Raw genomic sequence first — 2048 nt, 5'->3', positions numbered from 1 at the left:
GGCGGCACGAACAGCTGGTCGGTGCGGCTGGGCGTCATCAGGAGACCCCACTCGTCCAGGCGAATGCGCAGCCTTGGGAAGGCAGCGCGGATCTGGGCGATGTCCTCGGCAAAGTCCTGCTTGAACCGCCGGAAGGTCTTCACGTCCCGGCCGAACTGGTCGGCCAGCGGCCGCCAGGCAAGGCGGTAGGGACGCTTCACGGTGGGAAGCCGGTAGGAGAGCCACAGGATGATGTCGATCTGACGCGCCGAATGGGCAAAGGCCCTGAGGGCCCGGATATCGACGGGCAGCGCATGGGACTTCAGGGACTGGAAGAAGCCGTCGTCGAGGGTGAGCGTCGAATTCCACAGCATGCGTTGGTCCGGCGACCTTGGCAGCCAAAGATCGAAGGAACTGATCGGCTGGCTGTTGAGGGTCCGCGCTTCGGTTCCACTCCACAGGCCAAGCTGGATCCGCGAGGCGGCGATCCGGTTGAGCTGCTCCTTGAACTGGGTGATCGTGCCCCGTCGCCCGCCGGTGACGGCAAAGCCGAGGTCCCGAATGAAGGCGCTCATGGAATCGCCGAGGTCGATTGTCGGCGTGTTCTGGCGCACTGCCATCGTGCAGATGTGGAGCATCAGCAGCCGGGCCTTGGGGCCGTACGGAACACCCTGACGCACCATGGCGCCGGTATAGGGATCCTTCAGGTAGCCCGGCTGCACGACGAGCGAGCTGCGGCCGTACTCACGCACCACGTCCTGGTGGTCGTCCTTCGGGCGCCGATAGGGCAGCCCGCAAAGCGCAATCACGCTGTGGATGTGGTGACGGTCCGCATCGGCCAGGGGACGGGCAGCAATTGTCTTACGGGTGCGATCGATGCGGCGGGCGACCGGGCTCATCGCCGCCTGCCGGGCCGCACTTGCGTTGCGCTCCCGCTGTTCCTCGACAAGCGAGCGCGCGAGAATGTCCCGCATCCGCCCGGGCACCAAGGCCTCGAGACGCTGCGCGAGATCCGGATCGAGCGCGACACCGTCGATCTGGGTGCGGACAAGTTCCTGCATTGAACCCGCCCTGCTCAACCGCGCCGGGCGCGGAACTCGGCCAGAAGCTCCTGCAGAAGTGCTGATTGGGTGACCCCGTAGTCGAGGGCGGCCTGCTTGAAGTCGCGCTTGAAGCCCGCCGGCACCTTGAAGTTCAGTGCGACGGTCTCGGCCGGATCCGGGCGCCGGAGCGTCTCGCGAACCGCCTCACGCCCCGGTGGCCGCCCCTTGCCGGGAAGACCAGCCTTGGCGGCGCCGTTGAACGTGTTTGCTGCAGGCGGCGTCTTCGGTGGAGGCAAATCGAGGGCCATATCACGCCACCTCCAATTCGTCGGACGTGACGGCCATGAGCCGGGCCGCGATCGCCGCGGCAAGCTCTTCGGCCCGCTCCCGCAAGGTCGGGAAGAGAACCTCCGTCAGGGCGCCACCCTGGTCGGCGATACGACGGTACGCCGTGCGTTCGGGCAACGAGCCCGACAGCACCAGATAACCAGCATCGGCAACGTAGTCTCGAGCCTCCTCGATCTCCCTGGGTCGATCGCCGACCCGGCAGAGCGCAATGGCAATCCGCTCAACGGGCATGCCGGAACCAACCAGCTCGTGGGCAAGCAGGACCGTCGGGCGAAGATCGTCGAGAGACAATCCCGTCGGCAGCACAACCAGGTCCGACGCCTGAGCGATCGCCTTGGTGCCCTGCATGGAATGGGGTGGGGCATCGAAGATCAGCAGATCCGTCTCACCCGCCCTCGACAGCACCTCCCGAGCAGTGCGCGCGGGTGCGACGGAAATTGACGGCAGGCGTCCGGCTTCGGTGCGGCGTGACGCCCATTCGGTGCTTGTGATCTGTGCGGTATCCAGGTCGGCGATGGCGACCCGCCAGCCACACTCTGCAAACTCTCGCGCCATCAGACGGGCGAGCGTGCTCTTGCCCACCCCTCCCTTCTGCGACACAAGGCCAAGTCTTCGGGTCATTAACTGATCCCCTTCTTGTTTTCGTGCTTTATTGCTTATCGTGCAGTAACGATAGCA

At 65.6% G+C, this 2048-nt stretch carries 3 protein-coding genes; all 3 read right to left on the bottom strand.

Features of this window, described 5'->3' with window-relative positions:
- Positions 1 to 1040: replication protein RepA (locus ACSSVZ_RS28070; protein ID WP_453974161.1), on the bottom strand; the 1040-nt coding region annotated here is incomplete at its 3' end.
- Positions 1041 to 1054: 14 nt separating this feature from the next.
- A complete protein-coding gene (locus ACSSVZ_RS28065) occupies positions 1055 to 1330 on the bottom strand; it encodes a hypothetical protein (protein ID WP_453974160.1) in 276 nt (91 codons plus the stop codon).
- 1 nt (position 1331) lies between these two features.
- Positions 1332 to 2048 (bottom strand): nucleotide-binding protein (locus ACSSVZ_RS28060; protein WP_453974159.1); only part of this gene is annotated, 717 nt, incomplete at its 5' end.

The organism is Amorphus sp. MBR-141 (assembly GCF_053628695.1).
Note: the sequence above shows the minus strand (reverse complement) of the source record. Positions and strands in the feature narration are given on the sequence as shown.